General features: G+C 62.7%; 19 protein-coding genes and 1 pseudogene. 6 read left to right on the forward strand and 14 right to left on the reverse strand.

The genetic code is table 11. The annotated features are described in order from the left end of the window. Positions 1 to 95: 95 nt before the first annotated feature. A complete protein-coding gene (locus EN885_RS10485) occupies positions 96 to 1,286 on the reverse strand; it encodes an acyl-CoA dehydrogenase (protein WP_095484107.1) in 1,191 nt (396 codons plus the stop codon). A gap of 108 nt (positions 1,287 to 1,394) precedes the next feature. Here EN885_RS10485 and EN885_RS10490 point away from each other — a divergent pair, with 108 nt between their 5' ends. Beyond that, positions 1,395 to 2,291: a LysR family transcriptional regulator gene (locus EN885_RS10490; RefSeq protein ID WP_095484106.1), complete on the forward strand. Its 897-nt coding sequence runs from the start codon at positions 1,395 to 1,397 to the stop codon at positions 2,289 to 2,291. On the opposite strand, the gene EN885_RS10495 is transcribed toward EN885_RS10490, so the two are convergent. The 9 genes and pseudogenes from EN885_RS10495 to EN885_RS10535 form a co-directional block, all read right to left on the reverse strand. Further along, positions 2,292 to 4,604 carry a Tex family protein gene (locus tag EN885_RS10495; RefSeq protein WP_128241934.1) on the reverse strand — a complete coding sequence of 771 codons (2,313 nt, stop codon included), beginning with the start codon at positions 4,602 to 4,604 and terminating at the stop codon, positions 2,292 to 2,294. 145 nt (positions 4,605 to 4,749) lie between these two features. After that, positions 4,750 to 5,930: pseudogene (locus EN885_RS10500) on the reverse strand (serine hydrolase). A 26-nt stretch (positions 5,931 to 5,956) separates the two neighbouring features. Then, the gene (locus EN885_RS10505) at positions 5,957 to 7,153 is read right to left on the reverse strand and encodes a serine hydrolase (RefSeq protein WP_128241847.1); all 1,197 of its coding nucleotides are present in this window, start codon (positions 7,151 to 7,153) and stop codon (positions 5,957 to 5,959) included. A gap of 67 nt (positions 7,154 to 7,220) precedes the next feature. Next, the gene (locus EN885_RS10510; protein ID WP_128241846.1) at positions 7,221 to 8,648 is read right to left on the reverse strand and encodes an amidase; all 1,428 of its coding nucleotides are present in this window, start codon (positions 8,646 to 8,648) and stop codon (positions 7,221 to 7,223) included. A 111-nt stretch (positions 8,649 to 8,759) separates the two neighbouring features. Continuing rightward, entirely contained in the window at positions 8,760 to 9,794 is a 1,035-nt protein-coding gene (locus tag EN885_RS10515; protein WP_126105159.1) for an extracellular solute-binding protein, read from the reverse strand. A gap of 25 nt (positions 9,795 to 9,819) precedes the next feature. Further along, positions 9,820 to 10,626, reverse strand: coding sequence for an ABC transporter permease (locus EN885_RS10520; RefSeq protein WP_127203822.1), 807 nt, complete (start codon positions 10,624 to 10,626; stop codon positions 9,820 to 9,822). Beyond that, positions 10,619 to 11,539 carry an ABC transporter permease gene (locus tag EN885_RS10525; protein WP_128241845.1) on the reverse strand — a complete coding sequence of 307 codons (921 nt, stop codon included), beginning with the start codon at positions 11,537 to 11,539 and terminating at the stop codon, positions 10,619 to 10,621. The genes EN885_RS10520 and EN885_RS10525 overlap by 8 nt, the downstream gene beginning before the upstream one ends. Then, complete coding sequence (locus EN885_RS10530) at positions 11,539 to 12,633, reverse strand: ABC transporter ATP-binding protein (RefSeq protein ID WP_126105156.1); 1,095 nt, start codon at positions 12,631 to 12,633, stop codon at positions 11,539 to 11,541. The genes EN885_RS10525 and EN885_RS10530 overlap by 1 nt, the downstream gene beginning before the upstream one ends. 126 nt (positions 12,634 to 12,759) lie before the next feature. Further along, positions 12,760 to 14,427, reverse strand: a complete 1,668-nt coding sequence (locus tag EN885_RS10535) for an amidohydrolase (RefSeq protein ID WP_128241844.1) — start codon at positions 14,425 to 14,427, stop codon at positions 12,760 to 12,762. Positions 14,428 to 14,597: 170 nt separating this feature from the next. On the opposite strand from EN885_RS10535, the gene EN885_RS10540 reads away from it, so the two are divergent. Both EN885_RS10540 and EN885_RS10545 read left to right on the forward strand, forming a co-directional pair. Then, complete coding sequence (locus EN885_RS10540) at positions 14,598 to 15,629, forward strand: histone deacetylase family protein (protein ID WP_128241843.1); 1,032 nt, start codon at positions 14,598 to 14,600, stop codon at positions 15,627 to 15,629. Positions 15,630 to 15,928: 299 nt separating this feature from the next. After that, positions 15,929 to 17,572 (forward strand): MFS transporter, encoded by a 1,644-nt coding sequence (locus tag EN885_RS10545; RefSeq protein ID WP_126105153.1) that lies wholly within the window; start codon positions 15,929 to 15,931, stop codon positions 17,570 to 17,572. 20 nt (positions 17,573 to 17,592) lie between these two features. Here EN885_RS10545 and EN885_RS10550 read toward each other — a convergent pair whose 3' ends face one another. Next, complete coding sequence (locus tag EN885_RS10550; RefSeq protein ID WP_127203824.1) at positions 17,593 to 19,005, reverse strand: hypothetical protein; 1,413 nt, start codon at positions 19,003 to 19,005, stop codon at positions 17,593 to 17,595. Between the two features lie 580 nt (positions 19,006 to 19,585). Continuing rightward, the gene (locus tag EN885_RS10560) at positions 19,586 to 20,698 is read right to left on the reverse strand and encodes a TauD/TfdA family dioxygenase (RefSeq protein WP_128241842.1); all 1,113 of its coding nucleotides are present in this window, start codon (positions 20,696 to 20,698) and stop codon (positions 19,586 to 19,588) included. 433 nt (positions 20,699 to 21,131) lie between these two features. Between EN885_RS10560 and EN885_RS10565 the strand changes: the two genes are divergently transcribed. Continuing rightward, on the forward strand, positions 21,132 to 21,416 hold the full coding sequence (locus tag EN885_RS10565) for an SCP2 sterol-binding domain-containing protein (RefSeq protein WP_095484241.1): 285 nt from the start codon (positions 21,132 to 21,134) through the stop codon (positions 21,414 to 21,416). Between the two features lie 62 nt (positions 21,417 to 21,478). On the opposite strand, the gene EN885_RS10570 is transcribed toward EN885_RS10565, so the two are convergent. Continuing rightward, positions 21,479 to 22,021, reverse strand: a complete 543-nt coding sequence (locus EN885_RS10570) for an N-acetyltransferase (protein ID WP_245493052.1) — start codon at positions 22,019 to 22,021, stop codon at positions 21,479 to 21,481. Positions 22,022 to 22,304: 283 nt separating this feature from the next. After that, on the reverse strand, positions 22,305 to 23,438 hold the full coding sequence (odc2, locus tag EN885_RS10575; protein ID WP_095484094.1) for an ornithine/lysine decarboxylase: 1,134 nt from the start codon (positions 23,436 to 23,438) through the stop codon (positions 22,305 to 22,307). Between the two features lie 543 nt (positions 23,439 to 23,981). Here odc2 and EN885_RS10580 point away from each other — a divergent pair. Next, positions 23,982 to 25,181 carry an amidase gene (locus tag EN885_RS10580; protein WP_128241841.1) on the forward strand — a complete coding sequence of 400 codons (1,200 nt, stop codon included), beginning with the start codon at positions 23,982 to 23,984 and terminating at the stop codon, positions 25,179 to 25,181. Between the two features lies 1 nt (position 25,182). Then, positions 25,183 to 26,082 carry a LysR family transcriptional regulator gene (locus tag EN885_RS10585; RefSeq protein WP_095484093.1) on the forward strand — a complete coding sequence of 300 codons (900 nt, stop codon included), beginning with the start codon at positions 25,183 to 25,185 and terminating at the stop codon, positions 26,080 to 26,082. The last annotated feature ends 70 nt before the right edge of the window (positions 26,083 to 26,152 follow it).

The raw sequence follows: 26,152 nt of genomic DNA on the forward strand, positions 1-26,152 counted from the left end.
GGCGTTTCAAACGAATTCGCCGAACCCTGACACATCAGGCGGGCATTCTCCAAGCAGATGTTGCGGTGCACCTAATTTAAGCGACAGTTGCCGGCTCAGAAAAACGCCTGCAACCCGGTCTGCGCCCGCCCGAGGATCAGCGCATGCACGTCATGCGTGCCCTCATAGGTGTTGACCGTTTCAAGGTTCTGCGCGTGGCGCATGACGTGGTAACCGATCTGGATGCCGTTGCCGCCATGCATGTCGCGGGCCTGGCGGGCAATGTCGAGCGCCTTGCCGCAATTGTTGCGCTTGACGATCGAGATCATCTCCGGCGCCATCTTGCCTTCGTCCATCAACCGCCCGACCCGCAAGCTGCCCTGCAGCCCCAGAGCGATCTCGGTCTGCATGTCGGCGAGTTTTTTCTGGAAAAGCTGCGTCCCGGCCAGCGGCTTGCCGAACTGCTTGCGGTCGAGGCCGTATTGGCGGGCCCGGTGCCAGCAATCTTCCGCTGCACCCATCGCGCCCCAGGAGATGCCGTAGCGCGCCCGGTTGAGACAGCCGAATGGCCCCTTCAGGCCCGACACATTGGGCAGCAGCGCGTCTTCGCCGACCTCGACGCCTTCCATCACCACTTCGCCGGTGATCGAGGCTCGCAGCGACAGCTTGCCGCCGATCTTCGGCGCCGACAGCCCCTTCATGCCCTTCTCCAGCACGAAGCCGCGAATCTCGTTGTCATGCGCAGCCGATTTCGCCCAAACGACAAAGACGTCGGCGATCGGCGCGTTGGAAATCCACATTTTCGAGCCGGAGATCTTGTAGCCGTTCGCGGTCTTTTCGGCGCGCGTCTTCATGCCGCCCGGGTCGGAACCGGCATCCGGCTCGGTCAGGCCGAAGCAGCCGATCCATTCGCCGCTGGCGAGCTTCGGCAGGTATTTCTTGCGTTGGGCCTCCGAGCCATAGGCATGGATCGGATACATCACCAGCGACGACTGCACGCTCATCATCGAGCGATAGCCCGAGTCGATGCGCTCGACTTCCCGCGCCACCAGCCCATAGGTGACATAGTTGGCGCCGAGCCCGCCATATTCCTCGGGGATGGTGATGCCGAGCAGACCCGCCTCGCCCATCTCGCGAAAGATGCCGGCGTCGGTCTTTTCCTCGAGATAGGCTTCCTCGATCCTGGGAGCGAGCTTGTCGGCAGCGAATGCCGCCGCGCCATCGCGCACCATCCGCTCGTCTTCCGAAAGCTGGTCCTCGATCAGGAAAGGATCGTCCCAGACGAATGCGTTCTTATCGGCGGCCATGGCTCTCGGTTCCCAGAACAAAATCTTGAAGTGCCCGGCTTATCGACCCCCGCTTAAAAAAAATCAAACGAAATTGCATCACCAATCAATGAGCGTTAGTAATGGATCATGAACGTCCAGCGCCGCCTTTTGCCTAACATCGGCGCCCTTACCGCCTTCGAGGCTGTGGCGCGCCTCGGCTCTTTCACCGCCGCCGCCCGCGAGCTCGATCTGACTCAGGGTGCTGTAAGCCGGCAGATCGCGTTGTTGGAGGACCAGTTCGGCCGTCGGCTGTTCGAACGCGACAGCCGCAATGTCCGGCTGTCGACGGCAGGCGAGATTTATGCCGAAGCGGTGCGCGCCGCCCTAGGTCAATTGCGCGACGCGGCCCTTGGATTGATGAGCAATCGGCATAGTGGCATCTTGAACCTCGCCATCCTGCCGACCTTCGGCACACGCTGGCTGATGCCGCTCATCCCGGATTTCGTCGAAAACAATCCCGACATCACCATCAATTTCGTCACTCGTATCGGCCGCTTCGACTTCGCCCGCGAGAGGCTCGACGCCGCCATCCATTTCGGCCTGCCCGACTGGCCGGATGCCGACTCGACGCTGCTGGTGCGCGAGACGGTGATGCCCGTGGTTTCGCCTGACTTTCTCACCGGCCGCGCTATTGCCACGCCTGCCGATATCGGCCGCCTGCCGCTGCTGCATATGGCGACGCGGCCCGGCGCATGGACCGAGTGGTTCGAGCATCAGGGTTTGAGCGCACCGACTGGACCGGGCATGCAGTTCGAGCAGTTCGGCACCGCCGCCCAGGCCTGCATGGCCGGGCTTGGCGTCGCGCTGCTGCCGCAGGTCCTCATCTCAGGCGAGTTGCAGCGCGGCCAGTTGGTGCCGGCGCCGGGCCGGCCGATGCAAAGCCGCAGCGCCTATTACCTCGTCGTGCCGCACGACAAACGCGGCCATCCGCCGGTCGCCAGTTTTCGCGACTGGCTGCTGGGCCATGTACCGCCGGAGAAGTAGCTACTTCCGCTTCAGCGCATCGGCCAATGCGGCACCGAATGCGCCCTGTTGCGCCGGCCGCTCTGGCTGACGCTGCGGCGTCGGCGCTCGCGGCACCGGTCTGTTGCCGTTGTCGCGCGGCTTCGGTGGACCGCCCTCGCCATCCCTACGCATCGACAGGCCGATGCGCTTACGCTTGATGTCGATGTCGACAACACGCACCTTGACCACGTCGCCGGCTTTCACCACCTCATGCGCGTCCTTGACGAAACGGTCGGCCAGTTGCGAGACGTGCACCAACCCGTCCTGGTGCACACCGATATCGATGAAAGCGCCGAACGCCGCGACATTGGTGACGGTTCCTTCCAGCAGCATTCCAGGCTTCAAATCCTTGATGTCGTCGACGCCGTCGGCGAAGGTCGCGGTCTTGAAACCTGGTCGCGGATCGCGGCCGGGTTTTTCCAGTTCTGCCAGTATATCGCGGACCGTCGGCAGGCCGAAGCGTTCATCGACGAAAACCCGCGGATCAAGCGCCTTGAGGGCGGCACTGTCGCCCATCAGCGAGCGGAGGTCGCGCCCACAGGCGGCGACGATCTTTTTCGCCACGCCATAGGCTTCCGGATGCACGGCCGAGGCATCGAGCGGTTCGGTGCCGTTGGAAATTCGCAGGAAGCCGGCGCATTGCTCGAACGCGCGGGGTCCAAGGCGAGAGACCTTCAGCAGGTCACGACGGCTGGCGAAAGGGCCGGTCGCATCGCGATGCGCGATGATGGCTTCGGCCAGCGATGTGCCAAGACCCGAAACCCGCGCCAGAAGCGGCGCCGAGGCGGTGTTGAGATCGACGCCGACGGCATTGACCGCGTCCTCGACCACCGCTTCCAGCGAGCGGCCGAGCCGGTACTGGTCGACATCGTGCTGATACTGGCCGACGCCGATCGACTTTGGCTCGATCTTGACCAGTTCGGCGAGCGGATCCTGCAGTCGCCGCGCGATCGACACCGCGCCGCGCAGCGACACGTCGAGGCCGGGAAATTCCGCCGCCGCCGTCGCCGAGGCGGAATAGACCGAAGCACCCGCCTCGCTGACGATCACCTTCAGCGGCTTCGGCCCGGAATCAGCAGGCATGTCGGCCAGCATGTCGGCGACCAGCCTTTCGGTCTCACGGCTGCCGGTGCCGTTGCCGATGGAAATCAACTCGAGCTTGTGCAAGCGGATGAGCTTCGCCAGTTCGGCCTGCGTGCCTCGCACGTCGTTCTTCGGCGGGAACGGATAGACCGTCGTCGTCGCCAGCAGCTTGCCGGTGCCGTCCACCACCGCCACCTTGACCCCGGTGCGGATGCCGGGATCGAGCCCCATCGTGGCGCGCGAGCCGGCGGGTGCCGCGAGCAGCAAGTCCTTCAGGTTGCGGGCGAAGACATGGATCGCCTCTTCCTCGGCCCGCTCGCGCAGATCGCGCATCAAATCGAGCGTCAGATGCAGCGACAGCTTTATGCGCCAGGTCCAGCCGGCAACCTCCATCAACCAGCGGTCGCCCGGCAACTGGCGGCCGATGGCATAGGCATCGGCAATCATCCGTTCGACCGGCTTCACCGGCGACGCGTCGTCGGCATCGACTTCGATGTCGAGCGACAGCACCTCTTCATTGCGGCCGCGCAGCATCGCCAGCGCGCGATGGCTCGGCACGTTGGCCCAGCGCTCGACATGGTCGAAATAGTCGGAGAATTTCGCGCCGGCCTCCTGCTTGCCGTCGAGGACGCGTGACCGCATGAAGGCCCGTTCCTTCATGTAGGTCCGCAGTCTGCCGACCAGGTCGGCATTTTCGGCGAACTGTTCGGACAGGATGTCGCGCGCGCCGTCGAGTGCCGCCTTGGTATCGGCCACCTCTTCGCCGACATAAGCCAGCGCCAGTTCGCCGGGCACCGCCGCGCGGTCGGCAAGGATGGCCTCGGCCAGAGGTCCCAAGCCACGCTCTCGCGCGATCTCCGCCTTGGTCCGGCGCTTCGGCTTGTAGGGCAAATAGATGTCTTCGAGTTCCGCCTTGGTGGCAGCCGCAGCGATCTTGGTTTCGAGTTCCTCGGTCAGCTTGCCTTGCTCGCGGATCGAACCAAGGATGGTGTCGCGGCGCGCGTCGAGTTCGCGCAGATAGGCAAGCCGCTCGGCAAGGTCGCGCAATTGCGTGTCGTCCAGCCCGCCGGTGACCTCCTTGCGGTAACGCGCGACGAACGGCACTGTCGCGCCTTCGTCCAGCAACCCGATCGCCGCCGCCGCCTGTTCGGGCCGGGCAGCGATCTCGGCTGCTATGATTGCTGCGATACGCTTGATGTCGGATGCCATGTCGTTCCTGTGGTTATGCTCAATCGGTTCGGCGCGAAAAGAGCGGCGACCATAGGCGCAGAGCGTCGCTCCGCCAACCGCGGCGTTTTCAACCATCTGACAGGTCCACAGGAAAGCTGCGATGCCACGGGTTGCCTGGATCGGGTCAGACCCTTCGGCTCAGCGCTTCGAAGAAAGCAACCATATCGACATCGAGAGGCTCGTCGACCAGCTCCGGCTGCGACGACATTTTTGCGATAACGACCTCGGCCGCCGGATTGACATAGAGCCACTGGCCGTGGATGCCGATGCCGCAGAAGGCGCCGTTTGCCGCGCCGGTCTGGTACCATTTGTTGCGGTAGCGGCCTTGCGGGAAGAGGAATGCCATCGTGCCACGCTGCCAAGCCTCAGTGTCTCCGCCTGTGCCGGTCGTGTCGCGCACCCAGGCTTCCGGCACGACGCGCCGGCCATTGGCCATGCCGCCTTGCCGCATCATCTCACCGACACGCGCCAAATCACGAGGCGTCACCGAAATGCCGCCGGCCGTGCGCGCAGTGCCTTCCCTGTCGACTGTCACCGACGCTTCGCTCGTTGCACCAAGCGGCAGCCACAATTTCTGCGCATCAGCTCGGCAAAGCGCTGGCCGGATGCGCGTTCGAGCAGGATGCCGAGCAGGTCGGAATTGGGCGAGCGGTAGCGGAACGTCCGGCCATGCGGTTCGGCCAGGTGCTGCAGGGTCGGGATGAAGGCCGCCAGGCTCTCCGTACCGCCGCCCGGATTCCACAGCGTCGCGCGGCGATAGCGGGCAAAGGCGCTCTCCGGATCGAGATAGGCTTCTTCGAAGTCGAGGCTGACGGACATGTCGAGCACATGCCGCACGCTGGCATCGCCATAGGCCGAGCCGGCGGCTTCCGGCAGATAGCGGGTCACCGGAGCCTGCGGATCGAAAACCCCCTCGCCTTCCAATATGCCGGCTAGAATGGCGGTCAGCGACTTGCTGATCGAGAAGATGATGTGGCGCGCGCCGTACTCCATATGCGGTGCGAACCAGTCGCCGACGATTTTGCCGCCTTTCATGATCGTCAGCCCGTCGGTATCGGAACGCGTGAGAAACGCGGCCACGGTCTCCGAGCCGCCTGCCAGCGCGACCTTTTCGTCAAGCAGCACACCGAAATCCTGAACCGCTGTTTCGCCACTGTCCGCCACGGCTGCGACACGTGCGCTCGGCACCAACTCACCCACGTTTTGGAACGACCACCGGCTGAACGGGCTTTCGCGCCAGTTGCCGAGCAGCACCTGGTTGCGGGCAAAGCCATATCTGGTCTCGAACACGGTCGCGCCGGTCATGGCGTTTCCTTCCGATTTTTTGGAACTTAGGCCAGCGCGGCGGCGATCGCGTGCACGGCTTTCATCGTCGCCACCGAATAGGCGATATCGGTGAAATCCGGGTAGCTCGAAAGCTTCACAACGACCATTCTCGTGTTCCAGTCGATATGGATCAGCTGACCGAACACGCCCCGGCACATCAGCGCGCGTGAGCCCGGATCCTCGATCCAGAACTGGTTGCGATAGCCGCCTTCCGGCAGGCTGGGATTGAAGTCCGGTCCATGCCTGCCGCTGCGCGTCGCCTCGATCCAGTCGGCCGGCACCACGCCGCCGCCATTGTCGAGGATCAGCTGCCCGAAACGGCCATAGTCGCGCAGCGTGGCGTTGAAGCCGCCATCGGCGATGGCGTAGCCGGCGCTGTCGACGGTGAAGCAGGCGCTTTCATCCGCCCCGAGCTTTTGCCAGAGCTCCTCGGAAACCAGCTGCGCCAGCCGCTGGCCGGTAACCCGCTCCATGATGAAGGCGAGCACGTCGGTCTCGATCGAACGGTATTCGAAGGCAGCGCCATGCGGCCGGCTTTTCTCCTTGAGGCCCAGGATCAGCTCGAACATATGCGACGGCCACTCGAAGGCCGGATCGCTGCCAGGCGGCACCGGTTTCCAGCCGGATGCGACGTCGACCTGGCCGATATCGGAATAGCGGTCTGTATATTCCTCGGAAAAGCGCACCCCGCTCGTCATATCAAGCACATGCTGCACGCTGGCGCCGGCCCAGCCGGTCGCACCAAGCTCCGGCAGATACGTCGTCACCGGCAACGTCGGGTCGATCAGGCTGCGCCCGACCAATATGCCGAACACCGAAGCGGTGACGGACTTCGCCATCGACTGCGACAAATGCAGCGTGCGGTCGGTCATGCCGTTGAAATAGCGCTCATAGGCGATCTTGCCGTCCTTGAGCACGAGGAACCCGTCCGTATAGGTCTCGTCGAGCAGCCCGGCCAGCGTCGCAGGCTGACCCGTGCTGTCGCTCACCGGCAGCGCATCGAGATCGACCTCGGCTCGCTCGAGCCGGCGGCGATGGCCATTGCCGCGCCAGACTTCGACGGTCGGCAGAATTTCGCGGATGTGCTGGAATGCCCACCGGTTCCAGGGTCCCCTGTCCCAGTCGAGCTTTGGAGGCACCATCTTGGGCGGCGAGCCCTGCATGATCGGCGGCACCGGTTCGCTGTTACGATAGGAAGTCATTTTATGCTCCGGGAAGTGTCCCGCGGTGTCGCGACGGTTTTTGCTTTCAGTCCGGTCGTGCCGTCCGTCATAGTTTCGGCCGGCGCGCCTTTTCTCCGTACCAGCCACCAACTGCTTTTTCATAGGCCATGCCGGCGCGGAACACATCTTCGTCACTGTAGGTGCGGCCGACGATCTGGATACCGGTCGGCACGCCGTTCTTCGCGTGGCCGGATGGAACCGACAGCACCGGACAGCGGCTCATCATGTTGAACGGCGTCGTCATCACCCAGCCCAGCGAGGGATTGACCAGCTTGCCGTTGATCCTGACTTCGTCCTTCGACTGGTCATGGTCGGCCGGCACCGACGGCAGCGCCGTGGTCGGGCAGATCAGCACATTGTATTTTTCGAGGAGCGGCCCAAGCGTCGTATACATGCGGCCAGCCACCTCCAGGCTGTCGACAAAATCGGTTGCCTTGGAACCCGCTCCGTCCTCGGCGAACTTGCGGGCGTAGGTCGTCATCTCGTCGGCATGGTCGGGCAGCAGCTTCGACAGGAACGCGCCGAACAGATGGTTCAAATAGGCGAGCCCGGCCTCCAGGACCTCCGGTCCCCAACCTAAATCGACCTCCTCGACCTCCGCACCCAGTGAGCGGAACACGTCGAGCGCTTTCTTCGTGTTCTTCACCACTTCCGGATCGACCTCGAAGCCGCCGAGATCCATCGAATAGCCGATCCTCCAGCCCTTGATCGGCTTGAACCTGGTCGGCAGGGTCAGCTTCGGCCGGAGCGAAGCGATATCCAAGGGACTGGGACCGGTCATGACATTCTGCAGCAGGATCGCATCCTCCACCGTGCGCGCCAGCGGCCCGGTGTGGCAGTAGAAGTCGAGATTGAACGGCGGGTCGTCCGGATTGCGGCCATAGGGCGGCTTGTAGCCGACGACACCGCAGGCCGATGCCGGGATGCGGATCGAGCCACCGATATCGGAGCCGGTGGCGATCGACGACGTGCCGGAGGCGAGCGAGGCGGCCGAGCCGCCCGATGAGCCTCCGGGCGTGAACTTGGGATTCCACGGATTGCGGGTGACACCCCACAGCCTGGACCATGTATAGGCTGCGCAGGAGAATTCCGGCGTCGCGGTGCGTGCATGGACGATGCCGCCGGCCCGAATGATGCGCTCATTCATCGTCGAGCTGGTGTCGGCAACGAAATTCCTGGTGATCAGAGAGCCACCGGTGGTCGGCTTGCCCTTGATATAGCTTTCGTCCTTGATCCCGGCGGGAAGGCCCTCGAGCGGGCCCGTCTTCTTGCCCTTGGCGTATTTCGCCTCGGCTTTTTTGGCCAGTGCCATCGCCTCGTCAAAATGCGTGTTGGTGAAAGCGTTGACCTTGTCCTTCGTCGCCTCGGCGCGCCCGATGACCGCTTCCATCAGCTCGACCGGTGAGAGCGTCTTCGCCTTGAAGCGCCTAAGGGCCTCGCTTGCCGGCATGTAGCAGAGATCGAGATCGGGCATTTGCAGGCAAACTCCGGGTGCGTCAGGCGACAGCCGGACGTCGGTCCTTGGCGAAGATTTTTTTGATTCATGGACCCGGCAGCCATGGCTGCCGGGTCCATGGTACTGCGATCACTTCTGCAATTCGGTCCAGATCCTGGTGTAGAGCGCCTGGACGTCGGGCGCGCAGTTCAGCATGAACTTGCCCTTGTCGGCGAACTCGGCGGGGATGTTGACCTCCGGCGCCGTCTTCATGTCCGCAGGCATGAAGGCCTCCGATCCCTTGATGCCGTTGGCGTAGCGCGCGAAAGACGAGATCAGCGCCGCGTTTTCGGGATCCATGATGAAGTTCTGGAACAATTTGGCGTTTTCGACGTTCTTGGCGTCCTTCAGCACCGCAAGATTGTCCATCCAGATCGGATAGCCCTCCTTCGGATAGCCATAGACCATGTCCTTGTTCTGCAGGCGGGCGCGGAAGGACGCGCCGTTCCAGTCGACGCTAGCTGCGAAGTCGCCCTTGGCGAACTTCTCGACCGTGCCGTAGTCCATGGAGATCCATTTCGGCTTTGCCGCCACCAGCGCATCGCGCACCTTCTTCAGCACCTCCTTGTCGCCGGTGCAGGGCTCGCCGCCGACATATCTGATGGCGAGATGCATGACATCGGCCATTTCGGGAACGACGTTGACCTTGCCGACCAGTTCCGGCGGCGGATCCAGGAAGATGGCCGAAGTGTTGACGTCACCCTTGTAGACGGAGGTGTTGACCGTCACGCCGGTCGTTCCCCATTGCCACGGCACGGTGTATTTGCGGCCTGGATCGAAGGGAACATCGACCCATTTCGGGTCCATGTTCTTGAAGTTCTCCATCTTGCTAGGCTCTGTCTCCAACAGCAGCCCTTCCTCGATCCAGATCGGCACGAAGCTCGCAGAGGGCACCACGATGTCGAAGCCGCTGCCGCCCTGGCGGATTTTGGCGAGCGCGGTGTCGTTGGAATCGTAGTCGGTGACTGTCACCTTGACCTTGTATTTTTCCTCAAATTTCTTGATGAGGTCGGGGCTGGTGTAATTGCCCCAGTTGTAGATGTTGAGTTCGCCATCGGCGCGGGCAATACCCGCCGAGGCGAGGAGCGCGGCGCCGAGCGCCGTCGCAGCCAGTTTCCACTTCATCGTTTTTCTCCTGTTACAGCTGATATCATTCCTGATCCTTTTTCCTGCTGATGAAAAAGAAGACGGTGACGATCAATATCGAGATCAGCAGGAACACCGTCGAAATCGCGTTTATTTCCGGCGTGATAACGCGCCGGAACTGGCCGAGCATGTAAGTCGGCAACGTGTCCTGGCCGCCGGACTTGACGAACTCCGTGATGACGACATCATCCAGCGAGATGACGAAGGCCAGCATCAATCCAGCAAGGATGCCTGGCCAGAGCAGCGGAAAGGTGACGCGCCGAAAAGCCTTCCAGGGTGTCGCGTAGAGGTCGGCCGCAGCGACCTCCAACGTCAGATCCATGTTCTCAAGCCGCGCCCGGATAGGCAGATAGGCAAAGGGGATGCAAAAGGCCGTATGCGCGGCCATCAGGTAGCCCAGCCCCGAATAGCCGGTCCAGATCTTGATGCGCGAAAAGAAGATCAGCAGCGCCACCGCGGTGACGATTTCCGGCACCATCAGCGGCTGGTTGATGAAGGCGTATTTGAAGCCGAGGCCGGGATATGGCTTCGTCCGGGTCGTGGCAAGCGCGGCCATGGTGGCGACGATCGTGGCAATAGTCGCCGCGACTGAAGCAATCTGCAGCGACCGGATCGAGGCGTCGACAACCTGGTTGTTGTTCCAGGCCTGGTAGAACCAGCGCAGCGACACGCCTTCCCAGATCGCGATCGAACTGCCGGCGTTGAAGGCATAGACGACAACCGTGATGATCGGCAGGTAAAGCGCGAAGAAGCAGACCATCGCGATGGCCGTGAAGCCGGTCTGCCGGCGGATGTCGAAGCGGCTACCCATGCGTGCCGCCCTGACGCCCGGCGGAGCGGACATAGAAGAGCAGCGCGACCATCACGATCGCCATCAACGAGATCGACAGCGCCGAGCCGAGCGGCCAGTTACGGCCTTGCCCGAACTGCAGCTCGATCAGATTGCCGAGCATCATATTCTTCGAACCGCCGAGCACGCGCGGGGTGACATAGGCGCCCAGTGCCGGGATGAAGACGAGGATCGAGCCGGCGATGATGCCAGGCTTGACCAGCGGGATGATGACCCGCCTCAGCACCTGGAAGCGGTTGGCGTAGAGGTCGTAACCCGCCTCGACCAGCCGGAAGTCGATCTTTTCCATGCTGGCATAGAGCGGCAGCACCATCAGCGGCAGATAGACATAGGTCATGCCGACCATCAGCGCGAAATCGGTGAAAATCATCTGGATCGGCTGGCTGATGATGCCGAGCTTGATGAGCACCGTGTTGACGATGCCCTCGTTGCGGATCACCTCCTGGATGGCGAAGGTGCGGATCAGCAGATTGGTCCAGAACGGGATGGTGATCAGGAACAGCCAGATCTCGCGCTGCCGCGCGGGCCGGGTGGCGATGAAATAGGCGGTCGGGAAGCCAAAGAGCAGCGTGAAGATCGTTGTCATGAACGACAGCTTGGCCGAACGCCAGAAGATCGACAGATGCGCGTCGGCGAAGGCCAGCGTGTCGTCGAAGATGTCACGCTGCATCACCACCGACAGCCAGCCGTCGGTGGAGAATTTCCACACCACGTCGCCATAGGGCCCCGGCGTCAGGAACGAATAGATCACGACGATCAGCAGCGGGCCGGTCGCCGCCAGAAAGATGATGATCAGTGCCGGCGCTGACAGAAGCCAGCGATCGCGGATATCTCGGCGTTCGGCTTCCTTGGCGACTTCTTCCGCGCTCGCCATCAGTCCCTCAGCACTTGTGCGGCATCGTTGCCGATCGAAATGCCGACCTTGTCTCCCCGCTCGAAACCGCAGCCTGCGCTGCGCGTGTTCTGCTGGCGCACGGTGAAGGCCTCGCTACTGTCCAGGCGAACATGGATGTGCGTGTCGGTGCCGAAATAGACGATGTTTTCGACCGTGCCCGACAGGTCGCCCTTGCCGCTGGTCAGCTTGGCATGTTCCGGCCTGACCACCACGGTGGCGTTGTCCTTCGGCTGAAAGCCTTCAGCCACGGTTGCGTCGATCGTCGCGCCGGATTTGAGTGTTGCGCGTGCCTTGCCGTTGGCGATGCCTGTTATGGCCGCGGTCAGGAAATTGGTCTCGCCGATGAAGTCGGCAACGAAGCGCTCCGCCGGCTTGTCATAGATGTCCCAAGGCGTGCCGACCTGCAGGATCCTGCCCGACGACATCACCGCGATGCGGTCCGACATGGTCAGCGCTTCTTCCTGGTCGTGGGTGACGAAGATGAAGGTGATGCCGGTCTCGTGCTGCAGCCGCTTCAGCTCGATCTGCATCTCCTTGCGCAGCTTGAAGTCGAGCGCCGACAGCGGCTCGTCGAGCAGCAGCACCTTCGGCTGCGGCGCCAGCGCCCGGGCCAGCGCCACGCGCTGCTGCTGGCCGCCCGATATCTGGCTGGTGCGGCGGCCGCTGAGCGCTTCCATCTTGACCAGCTTCAGCATCTCGGCGACCCGCGCCTTCACTTCGGCTTTGGGCTTGCCGAGCATTTCGAGGCCGAAGCCGATGTTCTCGGCCACCGTCATATGGGGGAACAGCGCATAGTTCTGGAACACGGTGTTGACCGGCCGCTTGAATGGCGGCAGCGGCGCGATGTCCTGACCATGCAGCAGTATCTCGCCGGCGCTAGGGAAATCGAAGCCGGCAATCAGCCTTAAAAGCGTCGTCTTCCCGCAGCCGGACGGACCAAGCAGCGTGAAGAACTCATTTTCGCGGATCGACACCGAAACCGTGTCGAGGGCGGCGACCTGTGACTCCCCGGTACCGAATACCTTGCGGACGCCACGAACCTCAATTGCACTTTTACCCGGTTGTTCCGGCACGATTACCCCATTCTTGCGTCCGCTCTTCAGGGCGGATCCAGTTCCCACTCGATTGTCAGCACACGGCGTGTGGCTTGGCAAGCATGCATCTGAATGTCGATTCAGAACGCAATTCCCGTGCCATCGTCATGCCTGGTAAGTGATCTTGCCGCCGCAGATCGTCGTCACTGGCCGCACCATATGCAGCGCTTCCGGCGCGGTCGCCTCGATATCGGCAGAGAGCACCACGAGATCGGCCATGAAGCCTAGCTTCAGACGGCCTTTGCGATGCTCCATGAACTCGGCATAGGCGCCTTCCACCGTGTAGCCACCGAGTGATTCATGCAGCGAGAAGCCCTGATCGGGATCATCGTCTGCCCATGGTTTGCGCAGCACTGCCGCCTGAATGCCCAGGATCGGATCGATCGGCGACACCGGCCAATCCGAGGCGAAGACGACACGCGCGCCCGCGTTCTTCAGCGTCCGCCACGCATAGCTCAGCGGCCAGCGGGCGGGCCCGATGCGCGACACCGTCGGCTCCAGCGGCAAGCCCATGCTGCCCGGCGGATGCGGCGGCTGCATCGAGGCAATGACGCCAAGCTTTGCGAAGCGTGGCACGTCGGCGGCGGTGATCACCTCGATGTGCTCGACCCGATGCCGGCTGTCGCGCGTGCCGTTTTGTTTCTGTGCCGCCTCGTAGCCGTCGAGCACGGCGCGCACGGCGCCGTCGCCAATCGAGTGCACCGCAATCTGCAGCCCGCGCCTGTCGACGGCCACGGCAAGGTCGATGAATTGCTGCGGCGTGAACAGCGGCTCGCCCAGCCAATCCGGACGGTCTGCATAGGGCTCGACCATCACCGCCGTCCATGAATCGAGCACGCCGTCGTAGAACACCTTGACCATGCCCGACGATAGCCATTCGCCCTTGTAGCGCTCAGCCATCATCGACGCCTTGTCGAGCATGTCGAGCGTCATGAAGTTCTTGTAGTGGAACGGCACCTGCACGCGGCACAGCAAGCCGCCTTCGGCCTCGATCTCGGACAAGAGTTCGAGCTGATGCAAATTGCCGTCCATGTTTTGGATCGAGGTGATGCCGTGCCTGGCACACCATTCCAGCCCGCGGCGCATGATCGCCCGGTCGGAGGCCTGCTCCGCCGGCGTCGGCTTCGGGTCCGGCTCGCCGCCGGTGGTCTGGCCGAGCCACACGCGATCCTCGCCGGCCAGCGCGATCAGCGGCCCAAAAGCCTCGCCCTCGCGCAATTCGCCGCTGGCCAGCCCGTCGTCGCCCATGACGATCTCATTGCCCGGGCCAAGCTGCTTTCCTCTAAGCAGGCCGGCCAGTTCCAGCGCTTTGGTGTTGGCCCACATTGTATGGTGATCGGGCGCCGCCATGACGAAGGGCCGGTCCGGCAGGATGCGGTCGAGATGACGGCGGCTGACCCGCTCAGTCGCCGACAGGATGGTGTAGTCGGCGCCTTGCGCCTGCAGGATGGGCAGGTCCGGTCGCATTGCGGCATAATGGCGCACAGCGTCGGAAAGCGCCTCGAAACCGTGGACGCCCATCAGCTGGAGATGATCGAGCTCGGCCGCGCCGCCGAAAAGATGCATATGCGCCTCAATGAAGCCGGGGACGACGGAGCCGCGGCCGGCATCGATGACGCGCGTGCCGGGGCCTTTGTGCTCCAGCACGGTCGCGCGATCTGCGATCGCAATGATTTCGCCGCCCTTGATGGCTATGGCTTCGGCACGGGGGTTATCGGGATCCATCGTCAATATGCTGGCATTCTCGACGATCAGATCGGCCGATGGCGGCATAATTTTCTCCCGTTTGAGCTTAGGCTAGCAGAGTATTGGCGTCTGGCAAGCCGTCCGCTGCTACTTGCAACAACGATCTGGAACGCCTCTTGGCGGCGCTGAAACTCTCTGCCACAAAGCAGTCCGTCAATGACAGATACGCAACTCGAAGAGCGAGCCGGGCCCGCAAGATGAAGACTGTTTTCTCCCCTCTCCACGTCGGTCATGCCGGCAACTTCGAACTCATTTCGGGCGCCATCGTGCCGGCCTTCGAGAAGCCCTCGCGCGCTGAGTTCATCCACGCGAGGGTGGAGAGCGAAAAGCTCGGCCCGATCCTGCCACCCGACACCCACGATCTCGCTGCCGCCAGGAAGGTGCACACCAGCGAATACATCGATTTCCTGCCGACCGTGTGGCCGCTCTGGGAAGCGTCCGGCCGGACGGGCTCGGCCATCCCCTTCACCTGGCCGACGCGCGGCCTGCGCGGCGATGTGCGCCCCAGAACGATCGATGCGCTGCTTGGATTTTACTCCTTCGACGGCGGCGCCACCTTCGTTGAAGGCACCTGGGAGGCGATCAAGTCGTCCTATGACGTGGCGCTGACCGCGGCCGCCCTGGTCAAGGGCGGCGAGACGTCCGCCTTCGCGCTCTGCCGTCCGCCCGGCCATCATGCCGGCGCTGCTTTCATGGGCGGCTATTGCTACATCAACAACGCCGCCGTTGCCGCGCAATGGTTCCGCGACCAGGGCGCCAAGCGCGTCTCGATTCTCGATGTCGACTACCATCATGGCAACGGCACGCAGGAGATCTTCTACAGCCGCGACGACGTGCAGGTGCTGAACCTGCATGGCGACCCGATGACCGAATATCCGTTCTTCCTTGGCCATGCCGACGAACGCGGTGCCGGCCCCGGCGAAGGCTTCAATCTCAATTATCCGATGCCGTTCGGCACCTCATGGGACGCCTGGAATGCTTCGCTGGAAGACGCCTGCGCGAAACTTGCGGCTTACGCTCCCGATGTCGTCGTCGTCTCGCTCGGCGTCGACACGTTCGAGAAGGACCCGATCAGCAAGTTCAAGCTGAAAAGCGCCGACTATCCCAAGATCGGACGTCGCATCGCCAGGCTCGGCCTGCCGACGCTGTTCGTCATGGAAGGCGGCTATGCCGTCGAGGAAATCGGCATCAACGCCGTCGGCGTGCTGACCGGATTCGAGGATCGGTAATGCATGTCGACCAGAGCCTGCCCTCGGGCGTTTGATCCGAGAGAGCGCAGCGGTTTTGGGTAACGACATTCGTGGCAATTTAGTAGGCAGCGGGCACAAAGTCGGCCACCTCACCGAAGCGCTTCACGCCGCCTGCAAGGACGTCCGCGGACCTGTTCCGGCCTCCGCTATCCTGTTGTTGGACCATGATCTTCTTCGAAAAGGCGTTCGCCCTTTGCGAAGTGATGCTCTACTTTGAGGGAACGGTATGAGGGACCGATTCACCGGAAGAAGACAGCATTGAAGTCGGGGAAGCATCCATGATCGACGACGAGCCGAACAGCGAACGCGTCTCGGCGCTGGCGCCGTTCCGGCACGGCATTTTCCGCGCCGTATGGTCCGCCAGTCTGGTTTCGAATTTCGGTGGCTTGATCCAGGGCGTCGGCGCCGCCTGGATGATGACGACGATCGCCACCTCGTCCTATCAGGTCGCGCTGGTCCAGGCGTCGACCACCTTGCCGATCATGCTGTTTGCGCTCGTTGCCGGTGCGATCGCCGACAGCTTCAACCGGCGCAAGGTCATGCTGATTGCCCAGACCTTCATGCTGGTCGTCTCGGTTCTGCTGACCGTGTTCACCTATCTTGGCCTGATAACGCCGTGGACGCTGCTCGCCTTCACCTTCCTGATCGACAGCGGCACGGCGCTCAACAACCCGTCATGGCAGGCGTCGGTCGGTGATATGGTGCCACGCGCCAAGCTGCCTGCGGCTGTCGCGCTCAACTCGTTAGGCTTCAACCTGACGCGCAGCGTCGGCCCGGCGATCGGCGGCATCATCGTTGCCGCCGCAGGTGCCGCCGCCGCCTTTGCCGCCAATGCATTGAGCTATGTCGGCCTTATCATAGTGCTCGCCCGCTGGAAGCCGGACCTGCCGGCCTCTACACTGCCGCGCGAGACGCTGGGCGCGGCGATGGGCGCCGGCCTGCGCTACGTCGCCATGTCGCCCAATATCGGCAAGGTGCTGGTCAGGGGTGCGGCTTTCGGCTTCAGCGCCGGCGCGGTTCTGGCGTTGCTACCGCTGGTGGCGCGCGACGTCGTCAAGGGCGATGCCTTGACCTACGGCATCATGCTCGGCGCGTTCGGCATCGGCGCGGTCGGCGGCGCGCTGATCAGCGTCCGGCTGAGGCAGATCCTGTCCAGCGAGACGATGGTGCGCATGGCATTCGCCGGCTTCGCGCTCTGCGCCTTCAATGCCGCCGTCAGCGACCACGCCTGGCAGACGTCGCTCGGGCTGCTCATCGGCGGCGCCTGCTGGGTGATCGCGCTGTCGCATTTCAACGTCACGGTGCAGATGTCTACGCCGCGCTGGGTGGTCGGCCGGGTGCTGTCGGTCTATCAGACGGCGACCTTCGGCGGCATCGCGCTCGGCAGCTGGATTTGGGGTGTCGTCGCCGATGCGCATGGCGCCGAATTCGCGCTGATCGCGGCTGCTGTCGCGATGCTGGCGGGCGGCGCGATCGGCCTCTTGCTGCCCTTGCCACAGCAGGCAGTGCTCAACCTCGATCCCACCAACCGTTTCAAGGAGCCGCATCTTGCGCTCGACCTCAAGCTGCGCAGCGGCCCCATCGCTATCATGATCGAGTACATCATCCGCGAGGAGGACGTGCCGGAATTCCTAGCCACCATGGCCGAACGCGGCCGCATCCGCCGCCGTGACGGCGCCCGCAACTGGACGCTGGCGCGCGATCTTGAAAATCCCGCAATATGGATCGAGCACTATCACACGCCGACATGGCTCGAATACATCCGCCACAATAAGCGGGCCACCCATGCCGACGCCGTTATCGGCGAGCGCGTACGCGCGCTGCACAGCGGCGACGAGCCGCCGCGCGTCCGCCGCATGATCGAGCGTCCGACAACCGCCGGCACGGCGATCGTCATGCCGAAAGGCCCGATCGAGCACTAGGCGGCAGCCCACCCTGCGCCTTAGGATGCAGCGCGCAGGCTCGTACGGACACGCCGCCTGCTTGTAGCGCGGGCCTTCTCCGCCACGACACCGGTGATCTCGACCACGCCGTCCTCACGCGGTCTGGCGTTTGTGACCTTGTGGAGACGCTCATAGGGCAACAGTTCCTTGACCCGAGCATCGAGCAACGCGACTTCGGCTCGCAGGTCCTCGCATTCCTGCCTCTGGACATCGAACTGTATCTGCTCGGATGCCTGCTGCAGGGAAAGCTGCGAAAAATTCGCGTTCACGGTCGAAAGGTTCATCTTGTCGTTTTCGTTCTCCTTTCTGAGAGCAGACAACCTTTCCTCCGCGATTTGCTTTTCGGCCACAGCGTCGCTCCATTGAGCCTTGAGCTTGGCGATCTCGCTGGCGGCTTCACTGTTCTCGTTCAAGGCAACCTCCAATCGCGATTGGAGGTTCCGAATTTCGGAACGCAGGCCGCCGATCTCCGTGAAACCACGCGCTCGCTCGGCTTCCCTGTCACCTTCCATGATACGGGCCGCTTCCGTCATTTCCGACAGCTTCGCTTGCGCGACATCGAGCGATTTCTGCAGCCGCATTTCCTCTTTCTCGCTCTTGCCAAGCGCAGCCAGCACTTCCGAAAGTCGCGCCGTCTCATTGGCATGAATCGTCGAGAGTTCATCCAGCCTGTGCCGCGCCTCAACTTCCCGTTTCAGCGCCTTGTCGAGGTCGATCGACAGGCTGACATGTTTTTCCCGCAGTATCTCGTTCTCGCGCGAGCATCTGTTGGCCTCGGCCGTTCTGGCCGAAAGCGTTGTGACGAGGTCACCGAACTCCGCTTCGCGTTCTGCGCTCGCATTGCCTGCCACGACGAGTTCCAGCCTTGCTGCAGCCAGCGCACGGCGAAGTGCCTCCTTGTCCTCGATCAGGCCTGTCTCGCGCTGCTGCAGGGCCTCGACAGCGCTTTCACGCTCACGCTGCTTTCTGGTAGCGTCGTGGAGCTGCTCCGACAGCACTCTTTGCTGGGTGGTCAGGCCGACATTTGCCAGTTCCAGTTCGTTGGCGCGAAGAATGTCCCCGTGAAGCAGCTTCAGGAATTCGCCTGTCAGATGATGCGAGGTCGCGATCTCCGACAGTTTCGTATTGATCTCCTCCAGATACTCCCGCGCATCGTCGAAGAGCCCATCGACGGCATTCAACGCAGCCAGCCGGGTTTGTGTGTGGGAGGTCAGGCGTCGAGCGGTGCCAGCGTCGTCCTCGGGCTGAGAGTTGTCATTCTTTGCCGCGAGATTCTCATCCGGGACGGCCTCCAACGGCGACTGGTCGTCCAGGTTGAGGCACTCATCGAACGCGTCCGCCAAATCGGCTTCAAGCTCCTTGAATGCTCTGTCCACCTTCTCGGCGCGCTTCATCAGACTTTTGATTCTCATGACTGAACCTCCCCCTCGTGTAGCGCCATCATGGGGTCTTGATCCTCGCCTCCCGGATACGGGTTCATCCTATCTCCCCTGACGCGGTCGACGCGTGAGATGACCGCTCTAGAATCTGCTGTCATGGCCCGTTTACCCACTCGGAGCGCAGGGGGCCGAGTCCAAGCTAGGGACAGGCTTGACCACTGTCCTCGTCTGTTTGAATGACGCAAACCGTGTAACTGCCCTGATTGTAGCCGGCTTTGGAAACAACCCACCGGAGGAACGTCCGCCAGCGTTCCAGATCCTGGGTGCCGAGGGCTACTGACCGCCGCGATCATCCTTGTTGTTCACGACGTGACAGCCGGGCTGCTCGGTAGGCCTAGCCCTCGCCCGATAGGTCCCGCCCCGCCTTGTCGAGCTTCTCGGCGTGGCGCTGCATCAGGTGGCCTTCGATCAGCAGCACGACTCAGCAGCGCGACGAAGACACGGTCGTAAAATCCTCCACGACCGCCAGTTCGTCGGCGGCGCGTTGAAAGGTTCGGCGGCGGACTGCACGTTCATGCTCGGCACCACCAACGCTCTTTCGCGGTGTCGTCCGCTATCGCGAGAGGACGCGAATACGACTCTGAAACTCCCCACGATCGACATAACATCCGCGCAAATGTCGCCGCCCCGTGTTCGGATTGAACGATTGGCGACCGTGCAGCACCCGGCGATTGTCGAACACCGCCATTTCGCCGGCCTTGAGGCGGTAGGCTATTTGGAAACGCGAGCCGCGGATCATCATCATCAGCTTGCGATAGGCCGCGTAAAAGGGCGCGCAAATGCCGGAGGGAAGGTCGATGACATCGACAAGATGGGCGTTGAACCGTAACTCTGTCACTTCTCCATCGCGTCGCGTTACGATCACAGGAAACCTACCGCGCAGATCGTAGTTTTCGTCGTGAAAACGATAGGGTATCTCAACCTCGCACAAGAGACGGTAGGCTTCAGGATCTTCCGCCTGTAACGCGGCCACGATCGCAAACCCATCGGCAAAGACCGATCCACCGCCTTCAGCTTCGTTCGCGATACAATGAAGGAATTGATAGCCGGGCGGCACCTCCTGGTTCGCAAGATCGGTGTGTAACGGCAGGGCGACCGGCGTATAGGCCAGGTTGTTCGGTTTCGGCATCGACACGACCTCGAACATGGTGCCGAAATTTGTCTGGCGCAGGAACCCTATCCGCTCGGCCGCGCGCCGCCCGGCGTCGGGATCATCGTCAAGCCCATCGACGATGGAGAGCCCGTATGCAGCCGTTGCCTTCAGCCAGGCGAGCAGATCGGCATCGCTTTGCAAGATGTCTCCGGCGGAGTGACGCGGTATGGTTGCCAGATCGATCGAGCCGTCCCAGAGTTTTGGAGCGATGTCAGCCGGATCATTTCTCTTTCTGCCCGGGCGATAGGATTCAAAGAACTGGCTCGGGAATTCCTCCTCAGCCTGGTCGTTCGGCCAGACAATGCTCACAGTGCCGCCTCTGTCTTGCACGCTGATCGGTCTGAGTGAGGGCTCCACCCTGGTCAGGTCGAATATCCGCTCTTCGGTCTGCGGGTGAAACGCCGATGGCGCATTGTCCTTTAGCCAGAGCCAAGGATAGCAGACTGTTTCGCCTGACGAGAAAGTTACGGCAAGCGCGGTTTCCCGAGCTTCCACGGAAAGCAGAGTATTCATGATGGTCTCTCTCTGAACACAGAATTTGGTTTTCAGCTTGGATTAGACCCGCAGGCCATCAAACCAACGGTGGCGGCCACCACAAGCTCGGCTTCCCATAGCGATGGGATCCGGGATTTCTGTTCGGTTCTTCGAGCACTCGATCTCCAGGTAGAAACCTGATTCAAGCAATATGGCGACGGTAGCGGTCATTTGCCGGCAGTGTCCAGCTAAATGCAATGGGACCGCCATCCCCCTCTGGGCTGGCCTCGCGGACAGCCCGGCTTCACTGCGGCGATAAAACCCATCTTCATCTCGGGGAACCGCGTTGACGTAAACGTCAACCCAAAGCTATATGCGCCAGCGACCGTGATCGCGAAATGCGCAAGACGGCGACTTCGGCCGGACCGAAGTGCCAATGTGCGACAAACGCAACGAGACGAGGAGAACGGCCATGGGCGTTCAGGAAATTGCCGACAAGATCAGCGCGCGCGTGGCGAGTGCCGGGTTCGATCGTTCCGTGAAATTCGATACCGGCGGCGACGGTGTCATCGTCATCGACGGCGCTAATGTCTCGACCACCGACGCGCCGGCCGACTGCACCATAAAGCTTTCGCTCGACGATCTGGAGTCGCTGATCGCAGGCGATCTCAACCCGACCATGGCGTTCATGTCCGGCAAGATAAAGGTCGAAGGCGACATGAGCGTCGCCATGGCGCTGAGCCAGCTGATCGGCTGATCCACTCTAATCCGGGATGAAACAAGCCGCCGCGCAATGGGCGGCAGCTTGTTTCCGATCCGTCAGGCCGCGAGCGACAGCCGCTGTGCCTTCAGCTTGCGCCCTGCCGCCTTCAGCGTGCCCTGCGCGTCGGCGAGCGCGCCTTCCGCCAGTTCCAACGCCAGCAAGCGGTGCCGTTCATAAGGGCCCGGCATGGCCAGCGAGCCGGTCTTCTCCGCCGAGAACCCGAAGCGCTCATAGTAGGGCGCGTCGCCGACCAGCAGGATTGCCGTGTGACCGAGACGCGCGGCTTCAGTGATTGCATGGCGCATCAGCGCCGAGCCGATGCCGGCATGCTTGATTGTGGGATCGACGGCGAGCGGGCCAAGCAGAAGGGCTGCCCGACCGTCCTCGCCCAGCACGACATCCCATAGCCGCACCGTGCCACTGACGGCGCCCGAAGCATCGCGCGCGACAAAGGCCAGGCCTTCCGAAGGCCGGCGGCCACGCCGCAGCTTTTCCGATGATTTTTTCTTGCGCTTCGGCCCCATGGCGCGATCGAGCAAGGCCTCGCGCGCCGGAACGTCGGCAGCGGTCTCGGCGGTGATGGCAAAAGCACCAGCAATCTCCCCCCTCGAGGGGGAGATGTCGCCAAAGGCGACAGAGGGGGTCGCCGCGCGTGAAGCGCCGACGCCGTGCGGTCCAAGAGAGGTCGCGTCAGCCGGACCGACCCCCTCTGGCCTGCCGGCCATCTCCCCCTCGAGGGGGGAGATTCCGCGCGCAGCGTCTTCAACAATGAAATCTACAATTTCCATTTCCGCGATCCTTCACGAGCGGATTGTTCCACAGGCGAGCCCGGGCGGGCGACAGGCGCCCACCTGGGATGATCTGAGCGGTTCTTTCGAACCGTCAGATCACGTAGGATCGGAGAGGCTCGAAGCCGTTGAAGGCGACCGAGGCGTAGGTCGTGGTGTACGCGCCGGTGCCCTCGATCAGCACCTCGTCGCCGATGGTCAGCGACAAGGGCAGCGGATACGGCGTCTTCTCGTACATCACGTCGGCCGAATCGCAGGTCGGGCCGGCGAGCACGCACGGTGCGGTCTCGGTGCCGTCATGCGCGGTGACGATCGGATAGCGGATCGCCTCGTCCATCGTCTCGGCGAGACCGCCGAACTTGCCGATGTCGAGGAACACCCAGCGCACATTGTCGTTGTCGGCCTTTTTCGAGATCAGCACGACTTCCGACTTGATGACGCCGGCATTGCCGACCATGCCACGGCCCGGTTCGATGATGGTTTCCGGGATGGCGTTGCCGAAGTGCTTGCGCAGCGCCGAGAAGATCGCCTGGCCATATGCCTGTGCCACCGGCACATCCCTGAGATAACGGGTCGGGAAGCCGCCGCCCATATTGACCATCTTGAGCACGATGCCTTCCTCGGCGAGCGCCGCGAACACCTTCTTGGCATCGCCGAGCGCACGGTCCCAGGCAGTCAGGTCGGTCTGCTGCGAGCCGACATGAAACGACACGCCATAAGCGTCGAGGCCGAGCGTCCTGGCACGACGCAGCACATCGACCGCCATCGCCGGCACGCAGCCGAACTTGCGCGACAGCGGCCATTCGGCACCTTCGCCGTCGGTCAGCACGCGGCAGAACACACGGGCGCCGGGCGCAACGCGGGCGATCTTGTCGACCTCCTCGACGCAGTCCACCGCGAACAGCCGAATGCCGAGCTGATAGGCGCGCTGGATGTCGCGCTCCTTCTTGATGGTGTTGCCGAAGGAGATGCGGTCCGCCGGCGCACCGGCGTCCATCGCCATCTCGACTTCGGCAACGGAAGCGGTGTCGAAGGACGAGCCCATCGCAGCAAGGAGGCGCAGGATCTCAGGCGCCGGATTTGCTTTCACCGCATAGTAGATTTTCGAATCGGGAAGCGCCTTCTCGAAGGCGCGGAAATTGTCGCGCACGACATCGAGATCGACGACGAGGCAAGGGCCGTTCGGACGTCGGGTGGCGAGGAAGTCAAGGATGCGCTGGGTAGCCATCGGGGTCTCTCCATCAGCGCCTTTCGGCGCGCACAAAGGCTGCGGGGCGCGGGTCATCGACCTCGCGAACACGCGGTGGACAAAGGCGGGACGTCAAATCCATGGAACCAGCCGGTGGAGACCCCGGAACCATGAAACGCCGTCTCGCGGCGGTGAACCTTGGCCTTGCCCGGCCTCGGTTCGCTTTGTCTGCCTTGGCTTGGATGGGAGACCCGTCCGCACTGCCGGCAATGAAGGTGTGCCTCTTCAGTAACCCCGGTCTTTGGACGACCGGCAGAACACCAGAAAGGCCCGCACCGTCGTTGCTTCAAGGTGTCCTCGGTCTGGCGGTTGGCCGCTAAACCGACTGGAGGGGTTGGCTCCAGTTACCTTACCGATATCCCTCACCATTTTGAGGATCGGCGGACACCCACAGGCACGTGCGACTTTGGGCAAGCGCGATATAAGGTCGAAGGATTTCACAATCAATAAAAATCGTACGTCAGGTTGTAAAATTCCTAGCATCGAACAATGTTGCAACAGCTGTATCCGGATATCGAACGAATGACAGGCACTCGCGGCCCCCTGAACGCTTTTCTCGACCTAGACGATATCCCTGTATCCAATGCGCAGTCCGGCCCGCTTGCCGGCCTGCGGCTGGCCGTCAAAGATATTTACGACGTGGCCGGCTACCGCACCGGCTGCGGCAATCCGCAGAAATACCAGGAGGTTTCACCCGCCGCCGCGACAGCGCCGGCCGTTCAGACGCTGCTTGATTCGGGAGCGCGCTTCGTCGGCAAGACGCAAACGGATGAACTAGCCTTCTCCCTGATGGGGCTGAACGCGCATTTTCCGTCGCCGGTCAATCCGGCAGCGCCGGACCGCATCACCGGCGGCTCATCCTCCGGTTCCGCCGCTGCGGTCGCCGGCGGGCTGGCCGACATCGCCGCCGGATCCGACACCGGCGGCTCGATCCGCGCCCCGGCAAGTTTCTGTGGCTTGATCGGCCTCAGGGTCACGCATGGCCGCATTTCGCTCGATGGCACCATGCCGCTGGCCCCCTCCCTCGATACGTTCGGGTGGCTTGCCAAGGACATGACCACCTATGACAAGGTCGGCGCGGTGCTGCTCGGCAACGATCTGCACCGCCACGAATTGCAGCGCCCCATCGCCCTGGATGCGCTGGACGGACTCATGCTCGGCCTGCAGGAGGCGGACGAGTATCGCGGCATGGTCCAGCATGTCTCTTCGGTGATCGGCACGCCGCGGATGATCGCGCCGCTCTCGCATTCGACCGACGATCTATACTGGTGCTTCCGCAAGCTGCAGGGGTACGAAGCCTGGCAAAATCATGGTGCCTGGATCTCGCAGAGCAACCGGATGCTGGGCCCCGGCGTCAAGGAACGCTTTGAGCATGGCGCGACCATCGACGCCGCGACGGCGCGACATAAAACGCAGCGCCGCGACGCCTTCCGCCTCGAACTCGCCGAGCATCTTGGCGAGGATGGCGTTCTTGTACTGCCGACCGTTCCGGGCGCCGCCCCGCTTAAGGCCGATTCCTTCGACGATTTACAGACGTACCGTGAACGCGCGCTGAGACTGTTGTGTCTTTCCGGCCTGTCCGGCTTTCCGCAAATCACCCTACCGCTAGGCCAAGTCGACGGCGCTCCATTCGGCCTGTCGCTGCTTGGACCGAAGAACAGCGACCGGCAACTGATTGCGCTCGCCGCGCGCATCCTTTCAGCCCGCCAAAGGAGCGCATGACATGGATACGCTGACCCGCATGCGCGCCTTCATCGACGTGGTCGAGGCCGAAGGTTTTTCGGCAGCGGCGCGCAAGATCGGCCGCTCCAAGGCGCTGCTGTCGAAATATGTGCGCGAGCTGGAGGACGAGCTCGGTGCGCTACTGCTCAACCGCACCACGCGGCAGTTCTCGATGACAGAGGCCGGCCATACCTATTATCGCCGCGCCTCGGAAATCGTGCGCGAGGTCGACAGCCTGGCCGATGCGGTGCGCGAATCCTCCGGCGACGTTCGCGGCAGGATCAAGCTTTCAGCGCCGCGCACCTTTGCTGACGCACCGATCGGCCAATCGCTGATCGACTTCGCCAAGCAGCATCCCGACATCGTGCTCGACATCCATCTCGACGACCGCTTCGTCGATCTGGTCGAGGAAGGTTTCGATCTCGCCGTGCGCATTTCGCGGCTGGAAAACTCTTCGCTGATCGCGAGGCGTCTGGCGCCGTTTTCGGTGCGGCTCTGCGCATCTCCCGAGCTGATCGCCAAGCACGGCATGCCGGTGCGGCCGCAGGACCTTGGCCGCGTGCCCTGCATCATAGACACCAATGGCCGCTGGCTGACCAACTGGCCGTTCAAGGGCGACAGTGGCGATACGGTAACCGTCTCGGTCTCCGGTCCGATCGAGGTCAACAGTCCGATGGCCGCAAGAGCCGCCGCGGTGGCTGGATTGGGATTTTCCATCCTGCCCGATTTCATCGCCGCTCCCGACATCGAAAGCGGCCGGCTGGTGACTGTGCTGGATGACCGCATCCTTTCGGGTAGCGGCATTTTCGCAGTCTATCCGCACCGGCGCTATTTGCCTGCCAAGGTTCGCGTTTTTGTCGATTTCCTGGTGCAGTGGTTCAAGACGAATGACAGCGCATGAGCTTTCAGCCGCCTGGCGGTCCCATTTTCGCCCCCTTTCTGGTAACTCTCGATATTTACCGAAGTCGATG

The sequence above is a fragment of the Mesorhizobium sp. M6A.T.Cr.TU.014.01.1.1 genome (assembly GCF_004022765.1).
GTDB classification, from domain to species: domain Bacteria; phylum Pseudomonadota; class Alphaproteobacteria; order Rhizobiales; family Rhizobiaceae; genus Mesorhizobium; species Mesorhizobium mediterraneum.